Source organism: Blastococcus sp. PRF04-17 (assembly GCF_023016265.1).
GTDB lineage: Bacteria > Actinomycetota > Actinomycetes > Mycobacteriales > Geodermatophilaceae > Blastococcus_B.
This window is the reverse complement of record NZ_CP095412.1, coordinates 638710-662973: the sequence shown is the minus strand read 5'-3', so window position 1 is coordinate 662973 and position 24264 is coordinate 638710. Positions and strand designations below refer to the sequence as shown.

25 protein-coding genes and 1 pseudogene are annotated in these 24264 nt (G+C 73.6%); 15 read left to right on the top strand and 11 right to left on the bottom strand.

Annotation, left to right across the window (positions count from 1 at the left end):
* Window positions 1–34 precede the first annotated feature (34 nt).
* The 3 genes and pseudogenes from MVA48_RS03345 to MVA48_RS03340 all read left to right on the top strand — a co-directional run bounded on the left by MVA48_RS03345 (window position 35) and on the right by MVA48_RS03340 (window position 5003).
* Window positions 35–1402, top strand: a pseudogene (locus MVA48_RS03345) (Nramp family divalent metal transporter).
* Between the two features lie 214 nt (window positions 1403–1616).
* Window positions 1617–1748: a hypothetical protein gene (locus tag MVA48_RS23320; protein ID WP_256461115.1), complete on the top strand. Its 132-nt coding sequence runs from the start codon at window positions 1617–1619 to the stop codon at window positions 1746–1748.
* 765 nt (window positions 1749–2513) lie between these two features.
* Window positions 2514–5003 (top strand): HAD-IC family P-type ATPase, encoded by a 2490-nt coding sequence (locus MVA48_RS03340; RefSeq protein ID WP_305852282.1) that lies wholly within the window; start codon window positions 2514–2516, stop codon window positions 5001–5003.
* A gap of 100 nt (window positions 5004–5103) precedes the next feature.
* Here the strand turns inward: MVA48_RS03340 and MVA48_RS03335 are convergent, their stop codons facing one another.
* On the bottom strand, window positions 5104–5865 hold the full coding sequence (locus tag MVA48_RS03335) for an alpha/beta fold hydrolase (RefSeq protein ID WP_246985814.1): 762 nt from the start codon (window positions 5863–5865) through the stop codon (window positions 5104–5106).
* A gap of 179 nt (window positions 5866–6044) precedes the next feature.
* Between MVA48_RS03335 and MVA48_RS03330 the strand changes: the two genes are divergently transcribed.
* Window positions 6045–6695, top strand: coding sequence for a GntR family transcriptional regulator (locus MVA48_RS03330; RefSeq protein ID WP_246985812.1), 651 nt, complete (start codon window positions 6045–6047; stop codon window positions 6693–6695).
* A 17-nt stretch (window positions 6696–6712) separates the two neighbouring features.
* Here MVA48_RS03330 and MVA48_RS03325 read toward each other — a convergent pair whose 3' ends face one another.
* A complete protein-coding gene (locus MVA48_RS03325; RefSeq protein ID WP_246985810.1) occupies window positions 6713–7066 on the bottom strand; it encodes a nuclear transport factor 2 family protein in 354 nt (117 codons plus the stop codon).
* A 77-nt stretch (window positions 7067–7143) separates the two neighbouring features.
* On the opposite strand from MVA48_RS03325, the gene MVA48_RS03320 reads away from it, so the two are divergent.
* From MVA48_RS03320 to MVA48_RS03305, 4 genes are all read left to right on the top strand, one after another.
* Entirely contained in the window at window positions 7144–7941 is a 798-nt protein-coding gene (locus MVA48_RS03320) for a MerR family transcriptional regulator (protein ID WP_246985808.1), read from the top strand.
* 56 nt (window positions 7942–7997) lie between these two features.
* Window positions 7998–8951 (top strand): glutaminase A, encoded by a 954-nt coding sequence (gene glsA, locus MVA48_RS03315; RefSeq protein ID WP_246985806.1) that lies wholly within the window; start codon window positions 7998–8000, stop codon window positions 8949–8951.
* A 112-nt stretch (window positions 8952–9063) separates the two neighbouring features.
* Window positions 9064–9249: a hypothetical protein gene (locus MVA48_RS03310; protein WP_246985803.1), complete on the top strand. Its 186-nt coding sequence runs from the start codon at window positions 9064–9066 to the stop codon at window positions 9247–9249.
* A gap of 147 nt (window positions 9250–9396) precedes the next feature.
* A complete protein-coding gene (locus tag MVA48_RS03305; RefSeq protein ID WP_246985801.1) occupies window positions 9397–9711 on the top strand; it encodes a hypothetical protein in 315 nt (104 codons plus the stop codon).
* Between the two features lie 79 nt (window positions 9712–9790).
* On the opposite strand, the gene MVA48_RS03300 is transcribed toward MVA48_RS03305, so the two are convergent.
* The 4 genes from MVA48_RS03300 to MVA48_RS03285 all read right to left on the bottom strand — a co-directional run bounded on the left by MVA48_RS03300 (window position 9791) and on the right by MVA48_RS03285 (window position 13946).
* Entirely contained in the window at window positions 9791–11356 is a 1566-nt protein-coding gene (locus MVA48_RS03300; RefSeq protein ID WP_246985799.1) for a phospholipase D-like domain-containing protein, read from the bottom strand.
* 673 nt (window positions 11357–12029) lie between these two features.
* Window positions 12030–12215, bottom strand: a complete 186-nt coding sequence (locus MVA48_RS03295; RefSeq protein ID WP_246985797.1) for a hypothetical protein — start codon at window positions 12213–12215, stop codon at window positions 12030–12032.
* A 5-nt stretch (window positions 12216–12220) separates the two neighbouring features.
* The gene (locus tag MVA48_RS03290; protein WP_246985795.1) at window positions 12221–13072 is read right to left on the bottom strand and encodes a 1-acyl-sn-glycerol-3-phosphate acyltransferase; all 852 of its coding nucleotides are present in this window, start codon (window positions 13070–13072) and stop codon (window positions 12221–12223) included.
* Between the two features lies 1 nt (window position 13073).
* Window positions 13074–13946 carry a patatin-like phospholipase family protein gene (locus MVA48_RS03285; protein WP_246985793.1) on the bottom strand — a complete coding sequence of 291 codons (873 nt, stop codon included), beginning with the start codon at window positions 13944–13946 and terminating at the stop codon, window positions 13074–13076.
* Between the two features lie 85 nt (window positions 13947–14031).
* Between MVA48_RS03285 and MVA48_RS03280 the strand changes: the two genes are divergently transcribed.
* The gene (locus MVA48_RS03280; protein ID WP_246985791.1) at window positions 14032–14958 is read left to right on the top strand and encodes a DUF5996 family protein; all 927 of its coding nucleotides are present in this window, start codon (window positions 14032–14034) and stop codon (window positions 14956–14958) included.
* Between the two features lie 22 nt (window positions 14959–14980).
* On the opposite strand, the gene MVA48_RS03275 is transcribed toward MVA48_RS03280, so the two are convergent.
* The 4 genes from MVA48_RS03275 to MVA48_RS03260 are packed head-to-tail and all read right to left on the bottom strand — an operon-like array spanning window position 14981 to window position 17384.
* Window positions 14981–16045, bottom strand: coding sequence for a CDP-glycerol glycerophosphotransferase family protein (locus MVA48_RS03275; RefSeq protein WP_246985789.1), 1065 nt, complete (start codon window positions 16043–16045; stop codon window positions 14981–14983).
* Window positions 16046–16048: 3 nt separating this feature from the next.
* A complete protein-coding gene (locus MVA48_RS03270) occupies window positions 16049–16576 on the bottom strand; it encodes a hypothetical protein (protein WP_246985787.1) in 528 nt (175 codons plus the stop codon).
* The gene (locus tag MVA48_RS03265; RefSeq protein ID WP_246985785.1) at window positions 16534–17124 is read right to left on the bottom strand and encodes a family 43 glycosylhydrolase; all 591 of its coding nucleotides are present in this window, start codon (window positions 17122–17124) and stop codon (window positions 16534–16536) included. Before MVA48_RS03265 ends, MVA48_RS03270 begins: the two co-directional genes overlap by 43 nt.
* Window positions 17125–17177: 53 nt before the next feature.
* Window positions 17178–17384, bottom strand: coding sequence for a hypothetical protein (locus MVA48_RS03260; RefSeq protein WP_246985782.1), 207 nt, complete (start codon window positions 17382–17384; stop codon window positions 17178–17180).
* 225 nt (window positions 17385–17609) lie between these two features.
* On the opposite strand from MVA48_RS03260, the gene MVA48_RS03255 reads away from it, so the two are divergent.
* From MVA48_RS03255 to MVA48_RS03245, 3 genes are all read left to right on the top strand, one after another.
* A complete protein-coding gene (locus tag MVA48_RS03255; protein ID WP_246985781.1) occupies window positions 17610–18584 on the top strand; it encodes a hypothetical protein in 975 nt (324 codons plus the stop codon).
* 77 nt (window positions 18585–18661) lie between these two features.
* Window positions 18662–19549 (top strand): alpha/beta fold hydrolase, encoded by an 888-nt coding sequence (locus MVA48_RS03250; RefSeq protein ID WP_246985779.1) that lies wholly within the window; start codon window positions 18662–18664, stop codon window positions 19547–19549.
* Between the two features lie 23 nt (window positions 19550–19572).
* Window positions 19573–20541, top strand: coding sequence for an NAD(P)-dependent alcohol dehydrogenase (locus tag MVA48_RS03245; RefSeq protein ID WP_246985777.1), 969 nt, complete (start codon window positions 19573–19575; stop codon window positions 20539–20541).
* A gap of 140 nt (window positions 20542–20681) precedes the next feature.
* On the opposite strand, the gene MVA48_RS03240 is transcribed toward MVA48_RS03245, so the two are convergent.
* Window positions 20682–21503: a sulfite exporter TauE/SafE family protein gene (locus tag MVA48_RS03240; RefSeq protein WP_246985775.1), complete on the bottom strand. Its 822-nt coding sequence runs from the start codon at window positions 21501–21503 to the stop codon at window positions 20682–20684.
* 65 nt (window positions 21504–21568) lie between these two features.
* On the opposite strand from MVA48_RS03240, the gene MVA48_RS03235 reads away from it, so the two are divergent.
* From MVA48_RS03235 to MVA48_RS03225, 3 genes are read left to right on the top strand one after another with little or no spacing between them, the layout of a single operon-like run.
* On the top strand, window positions 21569–22603 hold the full coding sequence (locus MVA48_RS03235) for a uroporphyrinogen decarboxylase family protein (RefSeq protein WP_246985772.1): 1035 nt from the start codon (window positions 21569–21571) through the stop codon (window positions 22601–22603).
* 22 nt (window positions 22604–22625) lie between these two features.
* On the top strand, window positions 22626–23885 hold the full coding sequence (locus MVA48_RS03230) for a D-arabinono-1,4-lactone oxidase (protein ID WP_246985770.1): 1260 nt from the start codon (window positions 22626–22628) through the stop codon (window positions 23883–23885).
* Between the two features lie 45 nt (window positions 23886–23930).
* Entirely contained in the window at window positions 23931–24263 is a 333-nt protein-coding gene (locus MVA48_RS03225; RefSeq protein WP_246985768.1) for a hypothetical protein, read from the top strand.
* The last annotated feature ends 1 nt before the right edge of the window (window position 24264 follow it).

The window sequence follows — 24264 nt, the reverse complement described above, 5'->3', positions numbered from 1 at the left end:
CCTCCCCCACCGACACGGTCGCGAGGTAGACGCCATGAGCAGCACCAGCAAGGCGAGCAGCACCAGCAAGGTCCCCGCTCCCGCGGCAGCACCGGCCCCACGGCCGGCTGCCGAGCCGGTCAACCCGCGGCCGGCCTCGTCGAGCGGCGCGGACGGCGGGCCGCCGGCCACCCCGGCCGAGAAGGGCTTGCGCACACGCCGGTGGGTGCAGGTCCTCTCGGTCATGGGCCCGGCGTTCATCGTCGGCGCCTGGCAGTTCGGCCCCGGCAACCTGCTGACGGCCATCCAGGCCGGCAACGGCTACGGCTACGACCTGATCTGGGTGATCGCCGTGTCCACCCTGCTCATGCTCGGCTTCACCGACATGAGCGTGCGGATCGCCCTGAAGGCGCCGCGCTCCCTGATCGGCACGATCAAGGACACCCTCGGGCGATGGGTCGGCACTGTCGCCGGGATCGGCGTCTTCGGCATCACCCTGATGTTCTCCGTCGGTAACGCCGTCGGCTCCGGCCTCGGGCTGTCCCTGCTCTTCGGCGGGTCCCCGGCGCTGTGGACCCTCGTCTGCACGGTGGTGGTCGCCGGTGTGGTGTTCGCCCGCCGCTACTACTCGGTGTTCGAGCGCGCGATCCTCGGCATCGTCGCCATCATGGCCGCCGGGTTCCTCGCCTCGGCATTGCTGACCGATCCCGACTAGGCCGCCGCCGGCGCCGGCCTGGTGCCCACCGTCCCCAGCGGTGTCGGGCTGCTGCTGGTCGCCCTGGTCGGCACCAACTTCTCCATCAACGCCGCCTTCTACACCGGCTACGCCACCCGGGAGCGGGGGCTGCGCCGGGACCAGTACCGGACGATCACGCTCGGGGACACCATCCCCGGGATCGTCGCCCCGGGCCTGATGACCATCCTGGTCATCGTCGTCGCCGCCACCGCCGCCACCCGCACCGGCGTGGAGGCCGCCTCCCTGGGGCAGTTGGCCGGCGTCCTGGAACCGCTCGCCGGCGAGATCGGCTCGAAGATCTTCGCCCTCGGCTTCTTCGCCGCCGCCTTCTCCTCCATGGTCGCCAACGCCACCGCCGGGGGAACGCTGCTCTCCGACGGACTCGGTTGGGGCAACTCCGTGGCCCGCCCGCGGGTGAAGGCCATGATCCTGGTCATCCTCGCCTTCGGGCTGACCGTCACCCTGGCCGCCGGCGGCCAGTCCCCGGTGCAGCTGCTCATCCTCGCCCAGGCCCTCACCGTGGTGTTCGCCCCGGTGCTCGGAGTCCTGCTGGTCGTGGTGGCCAACCACAAGGGCCTGATGGGAGACCTGCGCAACCGGCCCTGGCAGAACGTCGTCGGGGTCCTCGGCCTGATCGCCATCCTGGCCATCTGCTACCGCCTGGTCGCCGGCATCCTCGGCGGCTGACGACACACCGCCGGCATCAGCGACCGCCCCATCCATCACCCGGATGGGGCGGTCGCTGGCGCCAGAGCATCCTCGGGGCGATCGGGCGCACAGGGCCGACGCCCGAGACCTTCCCCGACCTCGTGAGATGCCTGATGGCCGCCACCGGGCTCTGCATCGGGGAGGCCTGCGGACTGGCCTTGGTACGCCGTGAACCTGGATGTCGTCACCGTCAGTGGGCGAGCGACAGTCGTCCCGGGTCGAGGGTCAGGGTGTCGTCGAGAAGATCAAGACCGACGCCGGCGCCAGGACGTCGGCGCTGCCGGACTCGTGGGTGGCGATGCCCGCTGCCGCCCGCCGGCACTGACCTCTCGGGGCAGGACCACGACAGCCGTCCGGTGTTCCCCTCCCCCTTGGGTGGCTGGCGAGATCCCACGCCCACGCCGACATCCCACGCCCACGCCGACCTGCGCGAGGCGTTCGGTGGCGGAGGCCTCGAGTGGGTGACCTCTCATGTCCTCCGGAAGTCGGTGGCCACGCTGATGGACCAAGCGGGTCTCCGGTCGCGAGCAGCGGCGGACCAGTAGCGAACGGGGTGGGCCTGGGGTTCTCCGGCCACCGAACTGCACTGGTACGCGACCGGGCTGGACTCGGCAGCCACGACGCTGCAGCTGATGGGCAACCTGAGCCTGCTGGTGGTCCCGGCCGCCCTCGTGGTCCTGCTGTGGCCCTCGCTCGGCCGCCCGCTCCAGGTCACCGGGGCGGCCTTGGACGCGGCGCGGGGATCGAAGTCCCTCAGGGGGCGCTCTCCCTGGGCCGCGTCGTGTCCCCGTTGGATGCGCTCCTGAACGCAACCGGCGCCGTGGTCGCCGGACCGCTGGTGGCCTGCGTCGAACGAGCCGCCCGCCCGGCAGAGGTCGCGTAGCGGCAGGCCACCGGCCAGTGAGCGAGCACGTCAGCTGCGAGGGAGACTGCCGTGAGGCGACAAGGGATCCCGCAGCCACCGCGAGCTCTGACAGCGCCCGCGGCATCGCCATCCGCCACGCGGGGCTGCACGGGCGGCACTCAGGAAGCGAGCCGGATGGATGTGCAGGCGACAGACGCCGACACGGCGCCCGGCGCACCGGAGGGCTTGTCCCAGCGAGAGGCCGAGGCGCGGCGTCGACGCGGCGAGAGCAACGCCGCCGTCGACCGGTCCTCGCGCAGCTACGCGCAGATCCTGCGCACCAACGTCTTCTCGTTCTTCAACCTCATCCTCTTCACCATCGGCGCCGCTCTGCTGGCGCTTGGCCGGGTCAACGACGCGGTCATCAGCGTCGGCCTCGGCCTGGTCAATGCGGCCATCAGCGCGGTGCAGGAGATCAGGGCCAAGCGCAAGCTCGACCGGCTACAACTGCTGTCCCGCAGCACCGTCACCGTGCTCCGCGACGGCCGGGACGTCGAAGTGCTCCCGGAGGAGGTGGTGCGCGGCGACGTGCTACACGTGCGTCCCGGCGATCAGGTCGTCGTCGACGGCCCGGTGCTCGACGGCGGCCGCATCGAGGCCGACGAGTCACTGCTCACCGGCGAGTCCGACCCCCAGGTGAAGAAGCCCGGCGACCACCTCCGGTCGGGCAGCTTCTGCGTCGGCGGTGAGGGGCACCAGCTCGCGCGGGACGTCGGTGCCGCCAGCTACGCCAGCCGGCTGACCGCCGACGCTCGACAGGTGTCGACCGACACCACGCCACTGCAGCGTCGCATCAACTTCGTCGTCCGGCTGGTCATCTGCCTGGTGGTGCTGATGAGCGGCGCCATCCTTGCCCAAGCCGCCCTGGAGGGGTTCTCGCTGGTCCGGGTGGTGCAGACCACCGCGGTGCTGTCCGGGCTGGTGCCCTACGGGCTGTTCTTCCTCGTCGCCGTGGCCTACAGCGTCGGGGCGGCGAAGAGCGGCGGACGCGGCGCCCTGGTTCAGCAGGTCAACGCCGTGGAGTCGATGAGCAACGTCGACGTCGTCTGCACCGACAAGACCGGCACGCTGACCACCGGCCGGCTCAGCCTCGCCGAGGTCGTGCCGGTCGGGCCGCTGGCGACCGCGGACGTCCAGCAGGTGATCGGGTCGATGGCCCGCAGCGCGGCCGCACCCAACCTCACCACCACCGCACTGGCTGCTGCCCTGCCCGGCGAGGCGTGGCCGGCGCGGGAGGAGATCCCGTTCTCCTCCTCCCTCCGGTGGAGCGCGCTGCGCACCGACGACGGCGTCTTCGTCCTCGGCGCCCACGACGCCCTGGCCCCGCACCTGTCCGGAGAACCACTCACCGGCGTCGTCAGCGAGCGGACCGCGCGAGGCCTGCGGGTCCTCGTCGCCGCCCGCGCCACCGACCCGTCCACCTCGCTGCGCGACGACACCGGCCGGGCGCGGCTGCCCGCGTTGGAGCCGCTGGCCGTGCTTGCGCTCACCGACGAGCTGCGGCCCCGGGTGCGGGAGACCATCGACCGCTTCCTCGCCGACGGGGTCGCGGTCAAGGTCGTGTCCGGCGACGACCCCCGCACCGTCGCCGCCCTGGCACGGCAGGCGGGTCTGGAGGGCGGCGACCCGCTCACCGGCGCCGATCTGGAAAGGATGTCCGACCCGGAACTGGACGCCGTCGTCGCCCGCACCACCGTGTTCGGCCGCATCGCACCCGAGCAGAAGGAGCGCCTCGTCGCCGCACTGCGCCGGCAGGGCCGCTACGTCGCCATGCTGGGCGACGGCGTGAACGACGCCCGCGCGCTCAAGGCCGCCCAGGTCGGCGTCGCGATGCGCAGCGGCAGCGCCGTCACCCGGGACGTCGCCGACATCGTGCTGACCGAGGACTCCCTGGCCGCGCTGGTCCCCGCCCGGCAGCAGGGCCGCCGGATCATCAGCGGAATCGGCACGTCGATGCAGGTGTTCCTCGCCAGGGTCGCCACCCAGGGGCTGGTCATCCTCGGGGTGACCATGCTCGGCCTGGGCTTCCCCTACGCCCCCGCACAGGTGGGCCTCACGCTGCTCACCGTCGGCGTGCCCACGCTGTTCCTGACGATGTGGGCCCGCCCCCAACCGCCCGACCCGCGCCTGCTGGCCAACCTCGGACGCTTCGTCGTCCCGGCCGCCGTGGTCACCGCAGCAGTCGGCGTGGCCATCTACGCCCTCCACTACACGTCCCTGCTCGCCGGCCCGCCCGGCGGTGTCGTCCCGGCCGAGGTCGAGGCCCGCTTCGAGGACTGGACCGGGGTGTCCGCGGACGCCGCCGGCTTCGACGAGGCGGTTGCCACCATCGGCGCCCAGACCGCGCTGTCGACCTTCGTCTCCTACGCGGCCTTCCTGCTGATCCTCTTCCTCAAGCCGCCGTCCCGGCTGTTCGCCGCGTGGACCCGCCCGGACGGCGACCGGCGCCCGGCCGTGCTGGTCGCCGTCCTCGTCGCGACCTTCACCGCGGGGCTGCTGATGCCCTGGTTCACCGACTACTTCGGCCTCACCGAGGCCGCGGAACCGGTGTTCGAGACGGTCCTCCCGGCGCTCGTCCTGTGGTTCCTCGCGCTGACCGCCGCCTACCGGTTCCGGCTGCTCGACCGGGCCCTCGGACTCGACCTGCTGCCGGAGCACGGCCGACCCCGGCGCTGATCCCGGGCGGGACCGGGCAGCACGCTCGGGCCTCACAGGGCCCGCCCCGCCACCGTCTGGCGACGGCGGGGGGCGGGCCTGATGAGCGGCCCCGGTCGGGTCAGCCCGCGGTCGCGCGCGCGGCCTCGTCGATCAGTCGGGCGACGTCCCCCGGCTGCGAGACCGTCACCGCATGCGAGGCGTCGACCTCCACCACGTGCGACGACGCGCGCTGGGCCATGAAGCGCTGGGCCTCGGCCGGGACGGCGAGGTCCTGGCGCGTGACGAGGGTCCAGGACGGAATGGTCTTCCAGGCCGCCTTCGTCGCCTTGTCCGCCAAGGCGTCGCCGAGGATGGGCCGCTGCGTGACGGCCATCAGCTCGGCGGCGTCCGCCGGCACATCGGCGGCGAAGACGGGGCGGAACTTCGCCTGCTCGATGTAGAGGTCGTCCACGGTCTGCCCGTCGGGCCCGCGGACGGGCACCGGGCGCAGCGCCGACCCCAGCTCGTTGCCCGGGAACCTCCCGGCGAGCTCGCCGGTACTCTCGCCCTCGTCCAGCAGGAAGCTGGCGACGTACACCAGCGCCTTCACCCGCGGGTTCCCGTCGGCGGCCTCGCTCATCACGCTGCCGCCGTAGGAGTGGCCGGCCAGGACGATCGGCCCCTCCACCGCGTCCAGGACGTCTCGGAGGAACTCGGCGTCGCCGTGCAGGGAGCGGAGCGGGTTGGCCACCCCGATCACCGGATAGCCGTCCTGCCGGAGCTGGGCGACGACGCCGCTCCAGCTGGACGAATCGGCGAAGGCGCCGTGCACGAGCACGACGGTGGGCAGGGAGGCGGACGGCTGGTCGGTGGTACGGGGCTCCGGCGCGCTGCTGCTCATCGCTGGCTCCTTCTCGGTCCGCGGGCGGCCCGTCCGCCCGTCCGGTCGCACCTCAGAGCCGCCCCCGTCAGCCCCTTCAATATGCGATATATTGCATGTCGGCATGACTGTGCGGAACCCTTCTTCCGCGCTTCCTCGTTCCGACGTCCGAGCGCTCGCCCTGCACGAGAGGTCCGCCCATGCCGATCCCCCCGGCGGCCCCCGGTGTCGACCGCTGGCTGCTGCGCGACGACGTCTACTTCCGCCTCCGCGACGCGATCGTCGACGGCACCTTCGCCCCCGGCGAGCAGCTCAGGGACCTCGAGCTCGCAGCCTGGCTCGGCGTCAGCCGGACCCCGGTCCGGGAGGCGCTGCTGCGCCTCGCGCAGAGCGGCCTGGTCCAGGCACAGCCGGGCAGGTCCACTGTCGTGAGCCCCCTGGACGTCCGTGAGGTCCGGGACGCCCGGGACGTCGTGGCAGCGATGCACGAGCTGGCGGTCCGCGAGGCGGTTCCCGTGCTGGCCGACGCCGACCTGGCCGCCATGCGCGAGGCGAACCGGCGGTTCGCCGCCGCCGTCGAGTCCGGCGACGTCGACTCCGCCCTGCACGCCGACGACGAACTGCACGGTGTGCTGGTGCGCATCTCCGGCAACCGCGCGCTCGCGACGGTTCTCGAGCAGTTCACGCCGACCGTGCGCCGCGCGGAGCGGCTGCGGTTCGGCTCGCTGCGTGGACAGGCGTCGGTCCGGCTGCACGACGAGCTGATCCGCCTCTGCGCCGCCGGGGACACCGAGGGCGCGGCGGCCGTCGCCTACGACACGTGGCACAGCCTGCCGAGCACCGAGGCATGACCTCCGCACGATCACCGTCAGGGAGCGATGACGAGTTCGGCGACGCGGTCGCCGTCCATGGTGAAGCGGTGGTGGAGCTCCACGACGCCGCCAGGGAAGTCGCCCTCCAGGCGGTGGATGGCGACCCAGCGCGCGTCGTCGACGCGCTCCGCGGCGACGAGCTCGGTCGTATAGCTGAACTCGGCTCCGGCCTTCGACAGGAAGCTCCGGACCTCCTCGGTCCCCCGGTAGGTCGTGCCGTCGTCGACGACCACGGCGGTGGGCGTGAAGGCGCGGAGCGCGGCATCGACGTCGCGCGCCCCGTGCGCGGCGAGGTACACACGGATCGTCTCGGGCAGCTGTTCGGGAAGGATGCTGGTCGGTGTGGTCATGCCGCGAGCGTGCGGCCTCCCGCAGCGGCAGGGTCAAGCACTGGGCCCTCTCCCAGGGGAGGGTGCATCGTGGCGGCGTGCTCGCGATCGGGGAGTTCTCCCGCCTGACCCACCTCAGCGTGCGGATGCTGCGCCGCTACCACGACGCGGGGCTGCTCGAGCCGGCGACCGTCGACGACGCGACCGGCTACCGCTACTACAGCGCGGACCAGATCCCGACCGCGCAGGTCATCCACCGCCTGCGCGAGCTCGACGTCCCCCTGACCGACGTCCAGCGCATCCTGCGGTCGCCGGACCCTGGCGCCCGTGCCGCGCTGGTCTCCGATCACCTGCAGCGGCTCGAGGCCGAGCTCGACCGCACCCGTGCGGCGGTCGCCTCGCTGCGCCGGCTGCTGCGGCCGGAGCCGGCACCGCTCGACGTCGAGCTGCGTGCCGTCCCGGCCACCACGGTGGCCGCGATCGAGGACGACGTGGCGCACGACGACGTCCTCGACTGGTACGCCGGGGCCATGGCCGAGCTGGACGCCGTGGTGAGGGAGCCGACCGGCGTCCCGGGCGGGCTGTACGACAACGCCCTGTTCGAGAGCGGTCGTGGACACCTCCTGGTGTACCGGCCGACGGCGAGGCCGCCGCACAGCGGCCGGGTCCACCCGGTGACGCTGCCCGCCGTCGAGCTGGCCCTCACCACGCACGTCGGGGAGCACGACGACATCGACGTCACCTACGGCGAACTGGGCGCCTGGGTGGTGGAGAACGCCCTCGCGGTGGCCGGCCCGGTCCGGGAGACCTACGTGGTGGGACCCCGCGACACGGCAGAGCCCGCCGCGTGGCGCACCGAGATCGGCTGGCCCGTCTTCCGGGTGGGCAGGCCCTGAGGCGGCGGTCCGCGGCGTCCTGGTGTCCGGGCCGGGTCGCCGGGTAGCGGGGGTGCATGTCTGCCCCGGGCCAGCCCACGTCCGCCGTCGACGGGAGCAGCGAGATCGAGTCGCTGCTCGCCGAGATCGCCGACCAGACGCGGCACCTCGCCGACGAGGGCCAGGTCGAGGAGCAGCCCGAGGAGCTGCCGTCGGCCGAGGCGACCCGCTTCGCCCTGGCGCTCTCGGAGCTGGACGGGAGGGAGCACGTCAGCGGCGACGCCGACGTCGGTTTCGCGATCCAGAGCGTGGTAAAGGTCTTCGCGCTCACGGCCGCCCTGCGGCTCGTCGGTGAGGACCTGTTCGACCGGGTGGGCCGCGAACCGTCCGGCGACCCGTTCAACTCGCTGATCCAGCTGGAGCACGAGAAGGGCGTGCCGCGGAACCCGTTCATCAACGCCGGAGCCCTGATCGTCTGCGACGTCCTCCTGGACGCCGCGGACGACCCGTACCGCGCCGTCGCCGGTCTCCTCGACCGGCTGACCGGCGAGGAGGCCGAGATCAGCGACCCCGCACTCGACGCGGAGCGGGAGAGCAGTTCGCTCAACCGGGCCATCGGGCACCTGATGCGCTCGTTCGGGAACCTGCAGCACCCGGTCGACGAGGTCGTCGACCTCTACCTCCGCCTCTGCTCCCTCACGGTGACCACGCGCACGCTGGCCCGCGCCGCCCGCTTCCTCGCCAACGACGGCGTCGACCCGGAGTCCGGCTCACCCGTGCTCTCCGAGCCCCTCGCCCGACGGGTCAACGCCCTGATGCTGACTTGCGGCACGTACGACGCCGCCGGGCAGTTCGCCTACGACCTGGGGTTCCCCTGCAAGAGCGGCGTGGCCGGAGCGGTCATGGGCGACGTCCCGGGGCGGTTCGGCGTCTGCGCGTGGTCCCCACCGCTGGACGAGAAGGGCAATTCGCGGGCCGGCCGGGCCGCCCTCCACCTGCTGTCGGAGCGGCTGCAGCTGTCCCTGCTCTGACCTGCGCACGCGGCTCGAACCGACGGGCAGCACTGATCGGCGCCGTGCACGATCGGGCGCATGACGTCCGTACGAGGACGTCGGGTTCCACGCCATCGGCAGCGGCTCGGCGATGGCCGAGCAGGCCGGGGCGCTGCGGCTCACCGCGCCCAGCGTCGGCGGCCCGATCGACGTCTACCGGTTGACGGCCGAGGGAGCCCACGCCCTGTCGGACGAGGACGTCGAGCAGGTGCGCGAGCGGGTCCGGCGCTGGGCGGAACTGGACAACGAAGCCCTGGACCAGCTCCCCCGGTCGTGACCGGGCAGGGCGCGGTCCCGGGCACGTGTCCGGGGAATGGCAGAGGATGGCGTGGTGCTCTCGGTCGATCTCGCTCGTCGCCTGCGTGACGCCGGGCTGTCATGGACCCCCGCCCGAGGCGACAGCTTCGTCATACCCGACCGCGGGATGGACTCGGACGTCTTCGTGCTCTCGGACATGACCATCGAGGTGCACCAGTTCCCCGACGGGCCGGTCATCGGCTTCAACGGCACGACCGAGTGGGCCCTGGACTCTCTCGAGCAGTCGCAGGCGCTGTGGCTGCCTGCCGAGCACCAGCTGCGCGAGCTGCTCGGCGACGCCTTCGCCGGCATGGCGCCGACCGGCGACGGCTACCGCGTCACGCTCCGCGTGGACGGCGAGACCTGCGGCTTCGACGCGGCCGAACCCGCCGAGGCCTACGCCCTGGCGCTGCTCCACCTGCTGCGGTCGCGGCGCGCCTGAACGAGCGGACGGCCCACCGTTCGACCGGTTCCAGCACGGCCTCGTCGCGGGCGGTCCTGCAGCTCTGCGCGGCGAGAGGTCAGGCCCGCACCCGGTGGCGCGGCCGCCGTCTGCGGGCGAAGAACCGCTCGACCCGGCGCCACCGGTTCGGTGTCTTCTCCGGGTCCATCAGCTCGGACTCGGCCAGGGCGGAGTCGACCGGCCCGAGGTCGGGTGGTTCGAAAGGCACCAGCGAGCGGCCGGTCGGCCGGCGCAGCCGCTCGATGCCCTCGACGAGCGAGCCGGTGGCTGCGACCGCGGCGGCGACGTCGGAGGGGGTGCAACCGAGGTGCTCGGCCAGCAGCCGGTCGCGGAACCCGACGATGGTGGCGGCGAGCCGGTCGGCGTCCGGTTGCCCCTCGACCGCCTCGACGGCCAGGTCGCACTCGGTGTCCAGACCCATCGAGCGGTTGTTCACGTTGCTGGAGCCCAGACGCAGCAGGCGGTCGTCGACGACGGTCACCTTGGCGTGCACGTAGATGTGCCGGCGCTGCTCCGTCACCGGCGTGTAGAGCCGGAACCGGTCGTGGACGTCGGCCTCCCGCACCAGCTGCAGCACCCGGGCGCGCGCGGTTCCCATCGCCTTCTCCGACAGCCAGCCGTCCGCCGTCCACGGGTTGATGACGACGACGTCCGGACCGTCCGGCTCACGCAGCCGCTCGGCGATGGCCTCGGCGATCCGGCGGCTGGCGAAGTACTGGCTCTCGATGTAGAGCGAGCGGCGGGCGGCGGCGATGGTCGCCAGCCACAGCAGCTCCACCTCGTGCACCAGACTCGTGCCGCCGTGCTCGGGGCGAGTGCGGGAGATCGCGACGTCGACGTCGGTGAGCAGGGGCTCGACGTCCGAGGGCCAGCAGTCCCGCTCCTCGGGGATCGGCTCGAGCCGCTCCCCCGTGCCGCTCTCCCACCGTTCGCGGGCCAGCTCAGCGACCGCGCCCGCGGCCGGCCCGGTCATCATGCTGGTCACGTCGTGCCACGGCCCCGTCAGCCGGCCCTTTCCCCGTCCGGCGGCCGGACGACGTCGGTGCGGGTGGCCGTCGACGTGGTCGGAGGTGTCCCACCGGTCGGCGGTGACGTCGATGCCGCCGGCGAAGGCCAGGCAGTCGTCGATGACCACGATCTTCTGGTGGTGCGCACCCCCGACCGGGTGGTGGGTGTCGACGGCGAAGGTGAGACGGTCGGGAGTGCGCCGGTCGAGCAGCACGATCGGCTTGAGCCCCCGGCCGAGCGCGCGGACCATCCCGAGGTCCCACTGCAGGACACCGATCTCCAGCCGCGGGTTCACCTTCACCGCGCGTTCGAGCACGGCGCCGAGCCGGTCCTCCCTCGGCCGGCCACCGTCGAGCGGGTCGAGCCGGATGCGGGGGTCGAAGTCCCAGCCGATGAAGAGCACCCGGCGCTCGGCGCCCAGCACGGCGCGCTTCAGGGTGGCGAAGTAGCCGGCAGCGTCCACGAAGATCGCGAAGCGGGTGGCCCGCTCGACCCGCCAGCACGTCTCGCCGGGGATCAGCAGCCGCGCGCTCCGCTCCGGCGGGAGGCCACCGTGGCGATCGGAGCGGGGCAGGACGAGATCGGGCTCGGTGGTCGCCTCGTCGCCCCTCGTCACGCCGGTAGTGTGCCCGTCCGGCCGGCGCACGGCGCTCGCCGGGCCCGCGCGTCGACGCACGGCGTGCACCAGCGGCCGACGCCGTCGCGGCAAGGGATCGCAGAACTGCAGGTCGGGAGATGCGGAGAGCGCGCCTGCCGAGCCGCTGCTCCGCGTGCACGTGCGCGACAGGATGGCGACATGACCACCAGGACCATGACCACCAGGATGTCGTCCCCGCGCACCGTGTCGATCCTGTTCTCCGGAGCGGCGACCGCTTTCTACTACGCGACGCCGGACCTCATCTCCTCCCGGACCGCTCGCGGCTGGACGAAGGCGGGCGTCACCGCCGTCTCCTTGGCGGTGGCGGCACCCGAACTCCGGGCGGCGTGGGCCGGCGCACGCGCGCAGCTCCGGCCGGCGGACGGGCAGACCGACCCCCTGGTCGCGTTCAGCTCCCTGCCCGTGAGGAGCAGGGCCGTGCTCCTCGCAACCACTGCTGTCGCGGCCGGTCTCTCGGTGCGCGGGGTGGTCGCCGCCGAGCGGTGGGCATTCCGCCGGGGGAGGCGCGGGCGGCCGCCGGCAAGCGGCTGCCGCACACCGGGCCGGCGCTGCTGTACGGGGCCCTGGCGACCGTGCTGTGGTCGCTCCCGACGCCCTCCGGTACCACTGACGGCCCACCTGGCACACCCGGCTAGGCCGCGGTCTTCCGCGCCTCCTCGCGCTGCGTCGCGTCGATCCAGCCGTCGATGGTCTCCCACCAGTGGTAGAGCCAGTCCTCCCGCTCGGACTCGCCGCGGGGTACGTCGCCGGCCGGGACGAACCACCAGCGCAGGTGGAGGGTCTTGTCCATGGGCAGCCCGCGCCACAGATCAGCCACCGTGCTCAGGTGCTCGAGCCCGGTGTGCGCGACGAAGACCACGTCGGCGTGCGGCGCCGCCCGCAGCGCCGCCCCGACTCCGGCGGGGCGCGGGGGAGCACGTTCCGCATCCCCTCGGCACGGCGCACCGCGCCCAGCAGCTGCCGGTCACGCAGTCGCTGGATCGCCGTGAGCCTCCGCCGGGGGCTGAAGTTCGCGCCCTCCGGGAAGATCAGGAGGGCGTCCTCCTCGCCGAGATCCCGCGCGAGATCGGCGATCGCCGCCGTGGCTGCCTGACCCGCCCCCGGGCCGGCTGCGACGAAGTGGTTGGGCAACCGGTTGAGGTAGACGTCGATGAGGGGGTCCAGCTGCAGCACGTCCTTGAGCACGATCCGCGGCTGGCGCAGGTGGTCGCGGTTCATCAGCGTGTGCACGAGCAGCAGCGAGTCCCCGGGGCCGGCGTGGCGGGACAGCACGATCATGGCGTTCGTCGAACCGGGCACCCCGTCGTCGAGCGGCGACCAGGAGGTGCCGTCGGTGACCAGCCGGAGGGCGAACAGGCGCTGGGCTGCCCGCATCAGTGCGTCCAGGAGGAGGCGCAGCACGGTGTAGTGCAGCGCCTGGAACCGAGCACTGGTCAGCAGGCGGCCGAAGCCGCTGAGCACCCACAGCACGGCCGCGGCCAGCAGGCCGGTCACCTCCGCCGCGAGGTACACCATCGCGAAGCACAGCAGGCGCAGCACGCGCCATCGCCCGGGGACGAACAGGGAGGCGACCGCCGCCAGGAGCACCAGCAGGGGCAGCAGGAGGACCGCCGCCGCCAGGGCACCGATGAGGAGCGGACCGGCGATGCGCCGCACCCGGCGTGGGGGCAGCACCTCAGGCCTCCTGCTCGCTGCCGCGGTCCAGGTACTCCATGGTCGCGGCGCGGGCGCGGGCGATGCGGGCCGGGACGCCGGAGAAGTCGCGGTACCGCATGTTGGCGGTGCCGGGTGGAGCCGTGTCGCCCGCGGGCAGGACGTGCACCGTGACGTCCGGCGGGAGCGCGGCCATGTCCGCGGCGAAGCGGTGGCGCCGGGCGATCTCGAAGGCGACCGTGGCGACCTCCCACGGCCGGGCCGGCGGCCGCAGCGGGCTGTCGATCCGGCCGACGTGCAGCACGTAGACCGTGCCGACCCCCAGGGCGATCGCTCGGCCCACCGGGATGCTGTGCACCAGCCCCCCGTCGAGGTAGTGCTCGCCGTCGATCCGGACCGGCGGGAGCAGGCCCGGAACCGCGCACGAGGCGAGGACGGCGTCGACCAGGTCACCGTCGGTGAACCAGTGCTCGGCGGCCCGCTCGACGCTGGCCGCGATGCACTGGAAGGGGACGGCCAGCTCGGCGAACGTCCGTACCGGCAGATGCGTCTCCAGCAGCTCCCGCAGCGGTTCCGGGTGGTGCACGTGGGTGCGGGTCCGCAACAGCGTGCCCATCCGTCCGAGCGCCGATCCGGCGAAGATGCGCCGGGAGGTCAGCTCCTCCCACACCGCCCGGAGTCGGTCCACCCCGCTCGGCGCCGGATCGGCGGCGACGAGCGCGCCGTTGATCGCCCCCACGGACGTGCCGACGACGAGGTCCGGGCGGACGCCGTGCTCGAACAGCGCCTGGAGCATCCCGACCTCGGCCGCACCCAGCACTCCCCCACCGCCGAGGACGAAGGCCGTGCCACCTCCGGCTCCCCGCGTGGCGACGACATGGCCGAATCGTGTCATCCTGCCTCCGTCCCGCCCCACTCGACGGGTCGTCGGTCGACACAGCGGAGGGACCGACCGGTCGGGCTCGGCGCTACCGTGGCTCGTGCCTTCGTCAGGCGGGTGGCCGGCCCTCCCCTACGAGCAGTGGCAGGCGACCCGCGACACCCTGCACGCGCACACGCAGGTCCTGGGCAAGCTCGCGGTCGGCCTCGCGCCACCGGAGCCGCAGCTGCAGCACGCCGCCCTGACCCTGACCGGGCGGGGCTGGGAGACCCGGCCGCTGCCGGCCCGCGACCGGTCGGGCTCCCTCGTCGCCGCCCTGGACCTGCACGAGCACCACGTCGTGCTCGAGCACAGCGACGGTCGGCGGCACCGGATCCCGCTCGTGCCGGACCGGCCGGTGGGCGAGGTGACGCGCGAGGTCCTGGCCGCGGTCCGCGCGATGGCCGGACCGGTGCCGTTCGACCCGCGTCCGCAGGAGACGCCCTGGTCGACGCCGCTGGACGAGGACGACGACCACGCCACCTACGACTCCGCCGCGGTCACCACGTACTTCCGGGCGGCGACCCGGGCCGCGCTGGCCCTCGCCGCCGTCCGTGCGCCCTTCCGCGGGCGGGCCACACCGGTCAACGCCTGGTGGGGATCGTTCGACCTCGCCGTCAACCTCTTCTCGGGACGGCCGGCCGACCCGCCGTCCGGGGACTTCATCATGCGCAACGCGATGGACTCCCAGGAGATCGCCATCGGGTGGTGGCCCGGCGACGAGCGCTATCCGCGTCCCGCGTTCTACGGGTACGCGCATCCGGCACCGCCCGGTTACTCGGACGTCGCGCTCGAGCCGCCCGCCGCGCGGTGGGAACCGTCGCTCGGCGAATTCGTCCTCGACTGGGAGGACGTGCGCCGGTCCGACGATCCGCACCAGGCGGCGCTGGCGTTCGCCCGCTCGCTGATCCGGCACTCCTGCGCCGCCTGCGACTGGGACCCGGCGCTCGCCGCCACCCTCGACGGCATCCCACCACCGGTTCGCTGACGGCCGGAGGGGCCGGCCGCGGTCAGCGAGCCGGCAGCAGCCGGAGGACCCGGTCGGTGGCGTGGCCGTCCTCGAGGTGGCAGAAGGTCTCCTGGAAGCGGCGGTAGCGGTCCGCGTACTCCCCCTGCACGGCGTCGAGCCCGGACAGCGCCTCCAGGAGGGCGGGCAACGTGTGCACGACCGGCCCCGGCGCGTCGGGGACGAAGTCGAAGTAGAAGCCGCGGACGGTGTCCCGGTAGTGGGCGAAGTCGTAGGTGTAGAAGATCATCGGCTTGCCGGTGACGGCGAAGTCGAACATCGCCGACGAGTAGTCGGTGACCAGTACGTCGGCCGCGAGGTACAGCTCCCGGATGTCGGGGTGGAAGGACACGTCCCGTACGGCGGGGTTCGCCGCCACCGCGATCCGGTCGGCCATGTAGTAGTGCACGCGTGGGAGCAGGCACCAGCCCTCCCCCATGCCCGACGTGAACGCGTCGACGTCCAGACCGAGCCGGGCCTCGGGCTCGTAGTACTCGTGGTCGCGCCACGTGGGCACGTACAGCACCGCCGTGGTGGCGTCGTCGAGCCCGAGGTCGGCGCGGACAGCCGCACGGCGCAGGTCGCGGTCCTCGGCGAGCAGGAGGTCGTTGCGGGGGTAGCCGGTCTCGACCACCGACCCCCGGTACCGGAACGCGGCACGGAGGCGTTCGGTGCTGGGTCGGTTCGGGGAGAGCAGGTGGTCCCACCGCGCGATGTCGACGTCCAGCTTCTGCAGCCGGTCGTCCGGTCCGATCGCGGGCGCGTCGTAGTGGATCCGCTTCAGCGGCGTGCCGTGCCAGGTCTGCAGGTAGACGGTGTCCGGCCGCTTGGTCCAGTCCAGCTCCAGGTAGGTGTTGCTGACCACGACGTCCGCGGACTCGAGGACGGCGATGCACTCGGCGCTGCCGATCGGCACCGTCGCGGCCTCGGCCGGGAAGCCGTGCTCGTGCCCCTCCCCCACCAGCCAGACATGGGAGTGGCGCCCCCCGCCGACCAGCCGCTCGTAGATCGCCCGCGGGCTGTCGGAGTACCGGCCGTAGAACGAGTTGTAGACGAAGCGCACGGCCACGACCTACCGCTCCAGCAGGCTGACCAGCTGGTCCCTGTCCGGGCAGAAGGGACGCCCCACGTCGTCCCACAGCAGGGGCACGAAGAATGCCTGCCGCTGGCCGTGCGGACTGAACCGGCCGTGCGAGACGAGCAGGTTGGGCGCCACCAGGGACGGGTGGCCGGCGCTGGTGATCCCCGGCAGCATTCCGCTCCGCAGGACCGCGTGCCCCTCGACCGCCAGGTCGGTGAGCGTGCCGTCGGCCTCCTCGCGCACGGCGCCCACGGCGTACGTGTCGTCCTTGTAGCTGCCGAAGCTGTCCAGGTAGTACGTCGTGCCCTCCGGTGAGACCACCCCGCCGATGGGGGCCTCGATGCAGTGCCAGTCGACGGTCTCGCCCGCCGCCCAGTCCCGCTTCCCGACCTGCCAGGGCATGGACCGGTTGCGCTCGTAGAGCTGGACGTCGAGGGACGGCTTGACCAGCACGCGCGGCGGCGTCACCGGGCGGCTCAGGTCGGGGCTGAGGCTGACCTCGACGATCCCGACGCCCACCCGCTCCTCGTGCCAGAACTCCACGACGTAGGCGAGAAAGTGGGCCGGCGCCCCGGTGTCGCGGTCGTACCTCTCGTAGACGTCGGCATCGATGGCGAAATCGGTCTCGAGCTGCAGGGGGAACTCCCCTGGTCGACGAACGGGCCCTCCGGCCGGTCGGCGACCGCCCGGCGCAGCCGCTGCCCGACGTCGGCATTCGGCTGGTTCGGTCGGCTCCGCGAGTAGAACATGTGGTACTGCCTCGTCGCCTCGTGGAAGACCACGCACGGCGCCCAGTGCTCGCTGAGGGGCGCATCGGTGCGCAGCGCAGGCCCGAGGTGGTCGAACGTCCGCAGGTCGTGGCTGCCGTAGACCGGGATGCGGTCACCCTCGGGCGAGACGTCGGTGTGGTACAGGTAGTGCCCGTACTCGCTCCCGGAGGACGCGGGCACCGTCAGCAGGTACGGATCCCCCTGGTCGGCGTAGCCGGGCGCCGGGTCGGGGATGATCGGCCGATAGAGGTCCTCGAGCTCGAGACCTGCGAAGTCGTAGCGCCCGATGGCCTGCATGCCTCCGCAGCCTACGTGGACCGCGGGGCGCCGCCCGTCGGCGTCATCGGCGTCTACGGCTCCCCGCGACGACCCGACCGGCCCTCGAGCCACGCGTCGAACTCCGACCGCTCGGTCCGGTCGGCGCGAGTCGACCGGACCACGACGAACAGCACCGCGACGATCGCCACGACCGCCAGCACGGTCAGGATCTGCTCCCAGCCGAACAGCAGGGGGACGGTCATGCTGCCGGGCAGCTGCGGCGGAGTTCCCGGGGCCATGGGACGAGGATGCGGTTGCACGACGGACTCCGGACCGTCCCCGGACGGCCGGCTCACCCGCCCGAGCGAGACGTCACGCAGCGACACCGCCGGTGGCGGGAGCAACCGGATCAGGGGGCGACCCCGCACCTCCGGGTGATGCCGGCCGTGACGACGGGGGCACCCGCCCTCCGGCGGCCGTAGCGTCTCCCTTCTCGGACCCGACTGCGGAGGGAGGCAGCTGGAATGAGCGCCGAGCTCGCCGCGCCCGTGCCCCGGAACCGCCGGCGGCCGAACGTCTCCGGTGACCTGCCGACGGTCTTCCAGGCCGGCCCCATGTTCCGGCGTGCCGTGGCCGGATACGACCGCTTCCAGGTCGACACCTACGTCCAGTGGGCGGAGGACGAACTCGCCTCCGCCGACCGGGAACGGGAGGACCTGCTGGGCCGGCACCTGCGCACCCGGGCGGCCCTCGACGAGGCGCGGGAGCTGCTGTCCCACTCCGCGGGCGGCGGCGAGTTCCTGCAGATGTCGCGACGCGTCGGGTCGATGCTCGCGGCGGCAGCCGACGAGGCCGAGTCCATCCGGGCCGAGGCCGAGAGCCACCGGTCGGCCGCCTCCCTGCAGGTGCTCGGCATGATCGCCCACGCGCGGCAGGTCGTCGCGCACGGCGAGCGCGAGGCGCGACGCCTGGTGGCCGAGGCCACCGCGTCGGCCGGCGACATGATCGCGCAGGCCGGCCGGATCGTCGACGACGCCGAGCTGACCGCCACCGAGGCCCGCGCGGAGGCCGCCACCCGCTTGGCGGAGGTGCGGGTGATCGAGCAGCGCGCCGCCGAGCACGCCGAGCAGCTCCGGCTGCGGGCGCTCGAGGAGGCGGCGGCGGCGCGGCTGGCCGCGCGGCAGGACGTCGTCGGGATGCTGGCCGGCGCACGCGAGGAGCGACGACGGGCCGACGCCGCGGCGGCCGCGACGCGGGCGCGCCTGGACGCCGACGGCGCGGCGCGGGTCGGGGCCGCGCTGGCCGAGGTACGAGCCCTGCGGCGTCGCCGGTCCTCGCTGCGGTCGGAGATCCGGGCCCTGGAGCGCCGGCAGGACGCCCTCCGGGCCGAGGTCGACCAGCTGTCGGCGCGGGCGGACCGCTCGACCGGCGGCTGGTTCGACGGCCGCCAGTTCTTCTCGTCGCTGCGGTGGCGGCCGCGGTCGCTGCGCGCGCACTGATCCGCCGCACCGATGAGTTCCGCCCTCGCTGCCCGTCTGCACGGGTGACGGGAAGCGGACCCAGGAGGAGCGGCAGCATGACCACGGCGACGACCAGCATGACCACGCACACCCTCGAGGTGCCCGGCGCGGTCCTGACCTACGACGTGCGGACGGGCGGTCACGGGGACGCGCTCCCGCTGTTCCTGATCGGCTCACCCATGGGAGCGGCCGGCTTCGGCACGCTGGCCGGGCACTTCGCCGACCGCACGGTCGTCACCTACGACCCGCGCGGCGCCGAGCGCAGCCGGCGCACGGACGGCGCGGCGACGTCCACCCCCGAGGAGCACGCGGACGACGTCTCGCGGATCATCGCCGCCCTCGGCGGCGGACCGGTCGACCTCTTCGCGAGCAGCGGCGGGGCGATCAACGCGCTGGCACTGGTCGCCCGCCGTCCCGACCAGGTGCGCACCCTCGTCGCGCACGAGCCGCCGGCCGCCGCCCTGCTGCCGGACCGCGAGCACGCCCTGGCCGCGTGCACCGACATCGGCGAGACCTACCGCCGCGACGGGCTCGGCCCGGCGATGGCGAAGTTCATCGCCATCGTCGGCCACCGGGGGCCGATCACCGCCGAGTACCTCGATCAGCCGGCGCCGGACCCGGCGACGTTCGGCCTGCCCACCGAGGACGACGGCTCGCGGGACGACGTGCTCGTCGGCCAGAACATCGTCTCCTGCACCCACTACGAGCCGGACTTCGACGCGCTGCGAGCCGCCTCGACCCGGCTCGTGATCGCCGCGGGCGTCGAGTCCGGCGGCGAGCTGGCCCACCGCGGCGCCCAGGCCGTCGCCGAGCGGCTGGGGACGTCGCCGGTCCACTTCCCCGGCGGTCACGCCGGCTTCCTCGGCGGCGAGTACGGCCAGACGGGCGAGCCCGACGCCTTCGCCGCACGCCTGCGGGAGGTGCTCGCGTCCCCGGCCGGGTGACCCGGTCCCCTACGGTTCCCCGCGTGAGAGCGGCGGTGTACGACCGGTACGGCCCACCCGACGTGGTGCGCGTCGAGGAGGTGCCCGTGCCGGCGCCGGGGCCGGGTCAGGTCCTGGTCGAGGTGGCCGCCACCTCGCTGAACCTCAGCGACTGGGAGTGCCTGGTCGGCGCACCCTTCTACGCCCGTCTGGGCGGGCTCCGCTCGCCCGCCCACCGCACGCTCGGCTCGGACATCGCCGGCCGGGTGGCGGCCGTCGGCGCGGGCGTGACCCGGTTCGCCGCGGGCGACGAGGTGTACGGCGACAACCTGGCGCTGATGGGCGGCCTCGCCGAGTACGCCGTCGCCGCGGAGTCCGCGCTGGCCCGCAAGCCGGCGGGGCTCACCTTCGCCCAGGCGTCCACCATCCCCCAGGCGGGCGCCATCGCGCTGCAGGGCACCGCCGGCGCCGACGTGGGCCGACGGGTGCTGATCAACGGGGCGGGCGGCGGCTCCGGCTCGTTCGCCGTCCAGCTGGCCAAGCGGCTCGGCGCCCACGTGACCGGCGTGGACAACGAGCACAAGCTCGAGTTCCTGCGTTCCCTCGGCGCGGACGAGGTCGTCGACTACCGCCGCGAGGACTTCACGCGCCGGGAGCCCTACGACCTGATCCTCGACCTGGTCGCCCACCGGTCGGTCTTCGCCTACCGCCGGGCCCTGACCCCCGGCGGCCGGTACCGGTGCGTGGGCGGCTCGGTCCGCGCGCTGCTGCGCGTGCTCGTGGTGGGTGCGCCGGCCGCGCGGCTCACCGGCCGCCGCATGGGCGTACTCGTCGTGCGGCAGGGGCCGGCATCGTTCACCCGGCTCGCCGAGCTCTGCTCGAGCGGCGCGGTCGACGTCCACATCGACCGGACGTTCGCCCTCGACGAGGTCGCGCAGGCGCTGGCGCACGTCGGTGCGGGCCGGGCGCTCGGCAAGGTCGTCGTCGAGCCCGGATCGCCGAAACCGAACTGACCGTCGCGCTGGGCGTGAACGACATCCGGGACCCTGTGCGGGCAGCGCGGCTCGCTCCGTCGACGACGAGTTCCTGCGCCTGACGCACGTGGCGAAGAGATCCAGGCGTGGATCAGCAGGGTGGACGCCCGCCGCCGTCGTCAGGCGAGCATCGGCTGGAGGTTCTCGCTCCAGACGTCCCAGCCGAGACGGCTGATCAGCGCGGCCACCACGACCAGGAAGGCGATGCGGATGAAGCGGCTCCCCCGCGCCGTCGCCGTCCGGGCGCCGAGGTAGCCACCGACCATGTTGGCCAGCCCGAGCAGGATGCCGAGCACCCAGAACACCGAGCCGTGGGGCACGAAGAACAGCAGCGCGCCCAGGTTGGTGGCGGCGTTGACGATCTTGGCCTTGGCGCTGGCGTTCAGGAAGTCGTAGCCCAGCAGCGACACCATCGCGAACACCAGGAAAGACCCGGTGCCGGGCCCCAGGATGCCGTCGTAGAACCCGATGACGGCGCCGATCGCGCCGGCCGTGCCGTGGTGCCGGCGCCCGCTGTGCCGCAGCGCGGTCACCTCGCCGAGGGCCGGGCGGGGCACCGTGAAGACGGCGATGCCCACGAGCGCGACGACGATGACCGGCTTGAACACCGCGGGGGGGAGCAGCGAGGCGATCGATGCCCCGATGCAGCCGCTGGCCAGCGCGGTGCCGGCCATGGGGAGCGCCGTCCCGAGGTCGGGCCGGATCCGCCGGTAGTACGTGACTGCGCTGGTGGTGGTGCCGAAGATGGAACCCAGCTTGTTCGTCGCCAGCGCCTGGACCGGACTCATCCCCGGCACGAGCAGCAGCGCGGGCAGCTGCAGGAGCCCGCCTCCACCGACCACCGCGTCCACGAAGCCGGCCGCGAGCCCGGCGGCCAGGACGAGCGCGAAGACAGTCGCCGTGAGCCCGTCGGGGAGCAGCGCGGCGAACGCGTCGTTCATGCCCGGCTCACTCCGGCCACCCTACGTAGGTTGAGATGGAGCCCGTGCCCCGACAGGAGAACCGCATGCCCGCCCCGTTGCCCCCGCTGCCCACGATGGTCGTCGGCAGCCTGCCGCAGCCCGACTGGCTGATCGACCGCGACCGGCTGGGTCACCAGTTCCCGCCCCGGGTCCGCGCCAAGGAGCTCTGGCGGGTCGATCCGCAGTTCCTCCAGGAGGCCCAGGACGACGCCACGCTGGCCGCCATCCGCGCGCAGGAGGAGGCGGGTCTCGACGTGCTGACCGACGGCGAGATCCGCCGGGAGTCCTACTCCAACCACTTCGCGACCGCGCTGGAGGGCCTGGACCTGGACTCGCCCGGCACCGTGCGCAACCGCTCGGGCATCGACATCCCCGTGCCGCGGGTCACCGGCGAGATCCGCCGTCCGGCACCCGTCCAGGTCGACGACGTCCGCTTCCTCCGGGCGCACACCGACCGCGCCGTCAAGATCACCGTGCCGGGGCCGTTCACGATGGCGCAGCAGGCGCAGAACGACCACTACGCCGACGACCGCGCGCTGGCCCTGGCGTACGCCGACGTGGTCCGCGAGGAGATCGCCGACCTGTTCGCGGCCGGCGCCGACATCGTCCAGATCGACGAGCCGTGGCTGCAGGCCCGTCCGGACGTCGCCCGCGAGTACGGCGCCGAGGCGGTCACCCGGGCCATCGAGGGCGCGCCCGGGCCGGTCCACGTGCATCTCTGCTTCGGCTACGCCGCCATGGTGGCCGAGCGCCCGGAGGGCTACTCCTTCCTGCCGGAGCTGGCCGACACCCCGGCCGCGGCGATCTCCGTCGAGACGGCCCAGTCGCACCTGGACCCGGCGACGCTGCGCCCGCTCCGCGGCAAGGGCATCGCCCTGGGCGTCCTCGACCTGTCCACGCCGGAGGTGGAGACGCCGCAGATGATCGCCGACCGGGTGCGCCGGGCCCTCGACGACGTCGACGTCGACGCCCTCATGCTCTCCAGCGACTGCGGGCTGAAGTACCTCCCGCGGGCGTCGGCCGTCGGCAAGATGTGTGCCCTCGCCGAGGCGGCCGCGATCCTGCGCGCGGAGTTGTAGCCGGGTGGTTCGGGACGCAGCCGTGAGCGGGGCCGGCACGAACTGGGCGGGCAACCTCCGCTACGGGGCGGCCCGCGTGCACCGGCCGGAGACCCTCGCGGAGCTGCAGGAACTCGTCGCCGGCGCCGACCGGGTCAAGGTGCTCGGCTCGCGGCACTGCTTCAACGACATCGCCGACACGACCGGTGACCTCGTGGTCCTCGACGCGCTGCGCGCCGAGGTGGACGTCGAACGCGGCGAGGACGGCGGCCTCGCCTGGGTGCCCGGCGGCATGCGGTACAGCGAGCTCGTCGTCGGGCTGGCCGAGCACGGCTACGCGCTGGCCAACCTCGCCTCTCTGCCGCACATCACCGTCGTGGGGGCCACCGCCACCGGGACGCACGGCTCCGGTGGTCGCAACGGCACGCTGAGCAGCTCGGTCGCCGGCCTGGAGATCGTCCGGTCCGACGGCGAGCTCGTCACCCTCACTCCCGACGACTCCGACTTCGCCGGCGCGGTGGTCCACCTCGGCGCGCTGGGTGTCGTCACCCGGATCGGCCTGCGGTTCCAGCCCACCTTCGACGTCCGGACCACCGTCTACCTGGGCCTGACGTGGGACCGGCTGCTGGCCGACTTCGACGCGGTGTCCGACGCCGCCTACAGCGTCAGCGTCTTCACCGACTGGCACCGGATCACCCAGGTCTGGGTCAAGTCGCGCACCGACGAGCACGCGGCGTCGCCGGAGGACTTCTTCGGCGCCCGGGCGGCGACGGCACCGACCCACATGCTCGAGGGCGCGCCGGTCGAGAGCCTCACCGAGCAGCTCGGCGCGCCCGGGGCGTGGCACGAGCGGCTCCCGCACTTCCGCACCGGCTTCACCCCGAGCCGGGGCGAGGAACTGCAGAGCGAGTACTTCGTCCCGCGCCGGCACGGGCGGGCGGCCGTCGGGGCGCTGCGCTCGCTCGCCGACCGGATCGCGCCGCTGCTGCAGGCCGGCGAGCTCCGCACGGTGGCCGCCGACGACCTGTGGCTGAGCCCGGCGCAGGGCACCGACGTCCTCGCGCTGCACTTCACCTGGCTGCCCGACGAGCCGGCGGTGCGTGCGCTGCTGCCGGAGATCGAGGCGGCCCTCGCCCCGTACGGCGGCCGGCCGCACTGGGGCAAGCTGTTCACCACGAGCGCCGGCGACCTCGAGCGGCTGTACCCGCGGCTGCCCGAGTTCCGCGAGCTCGTCCGGCGTCTGGACCCGCGCGGCGCCTTCCGCAACGACTACCTGGACCGGACGGTCGCCGCATTCGGCTGACCGCCGACGGTGCCATCGGGCGCGCGGACTGCCGATGACAGAGCCATGCGTGCTCGCCAGATCGCCACCACCGTCGCCGCCGTCACCGCCGGGGTCACCGCGGCGGTCGCCCTGCACCGCCGTGCCGACCGCCGCCTGCCGGGACGGGTCCCCACCCCTGCGTCCCTGCCCGCCGTCGCACCGGTCCTGGACCGCGAGGGCGTCGTCCTGCCCTTCGTCCGCCCGGCGGCCCCGGCCGCCCCCGAGGTCGAGGCCGTCCGGGAGACGGCGGCGCCGGCTCGCTGCGGCGACACCGGCGGCCGGACGAAGTCCGGCGCTCCGTGCGGTGCCCGCGCCACCAGCGGCGGCCGCTGCCACCACCACCCGATCGCCGCCTGAG

Coding starts and splice junctions, on each gene's coding strand:
- MVA48_RS03335 (WP_246985814.1), bottom strand. CDS start 5,865: ATGAGCAGCAGCGCGCCGGAGCCCCGTACCACCGACCAGCCGTCCGCC.
- MVA48_RS03330 (WP_246985812.1), top strand. CDS start 6,045: ATGCCGATCCCCCCGGCGGCCCCCGGTGTCGACCGCTGGCTGCTGCGC.
- MVA48_RS03325 (WP_246985810.1), bottom strand. CDS start 7,066: ATGACCACACCGACCAGCATCCTTCCCGAACAGCTGCCCGAGACGATC.
- glsA (WP_246985806.1), top strand. CDS start 7,998: ATGTCTGCCCCGGGCCAGCCCACGTCCGCCGTCGACGGGAGCAGCGAG.
- MVA48_RS03310 (WP_246985803.1), top strand. CDS start 9,064: ATGGCCGAGCAGGCCGGGGCGCTGCGGCTCACCGCGCCCAGCGTCGGC.
- MVA48_RS03305 (WP_246985801.1), top strand. CDS start 9,397: ATGGACTCGGACGTCTTCGTGCTCTCGGACATGACCATCGAGGTGCAC.
- MVA48_RS03285 (WP_246985793.1), bottom strand. CDS start 13,946: ATGACACGATTCGGCCATGTCGTCGCCACGCGGGGAGCCGGAGGTGGC.
- MVA48_RS03265 (WP_246985785.1), bottom strand. CDS start 17,124: ATGCAGGCCATCGGGCGCTACGACTTCGCAGGTCTCGAGCTCGAGGAC.
- MVA48_RS03260 (WP_246985782.1), bottom strand. CDS start 17,384: ATGGCCCCGGGAACTCCGCCGCAGCTGCCCGGCAGCATGACCGTCCCC.
- MVA48_RS03255 (WP_246985781.1), top strand. CDS start 17,610: ATGAGCGCCGAGCTCGCCGCGCCCGTGCCCCGGAACCGCCGGCGGCCG.
- MVA48_RS03250 (WP_246985779.1), top strand. CDS start 18,662: ATGACCACGGCGACGACCAGCATGACCACGCACACCCTCGAGGTGCCC.
- MVA48_RS03240 (WP_246985775.1), bottom strand. CDS start 21,503: ATGAACGACGCGTTCGCCGCGCTGCTCCCCGACGGGCTCACGGCGACT.
- MVA48_RS03235 (WP_246985772.1), top strand. CDS start 21,569: ATGCCCGCCCCGTTGCCCCCGCTGCCCACGATGGTCGTCGGCAGCCTG.
- MVA48_RS03225 (WP_246985768.1), top strand. CDS start 23,931: ATGCGTGCTCGCCAGATCGCCACCACCGTCGCCGCCGTCACCGCCGGG.